Below are 237 nucleotides of genomic sequence, written 5' to 3'. Positions count from 1 at the left end.
ACCGCGTCGACGCGCCCGAACACCTTCAGGGCGGTGTCCGCCGTCCTCGCCAGCCCGCCGGCCGCCACCACGATGCCTTACGAGGCGCTGGCCGGCACGGGCAGCGTCATCATGCCGCCCGACCAGCGCGATTTCACGACCGGTGCCTGGGGGTTTTCGCCCGGCCGGGTCTACCTCAAGCTGTTGCCGGGGGCCGACGCCGGCGCGGTACTGGACGCGTTGCGACGCGGCCAGTAC

General features: G+C 73.0%; 1 protein-coding gene. It reads left to right on the top strand.

The window, feature by feature from the left end; genetic code table 11:
• Positions 1-33: 33 nt before the first annotated feature.
• Positions 34-237 (top strand): hypothetical protein (locus ACEN88_RS36235; protein WP_413347202.1); only part of this gene is annotated, 204 nt, incomplete at its 3' end.

It is taken from the genome of Massilia sp. CT11-108 (assembly GCF_047302915.1).
In the GTDB taxonomy this organism is placed as follows: Bacteria; Pseudomonadota; Gammaproteobacteria; order Burkholderiales; family Burkholderiaceae_D; genus Telluria; species Telluria orientalis.
The sequence above is the reverse complement of the archived record's forward strand: the minus strand, read 5'-3'. Positions and strand labels throughout refer to the sequence as shown.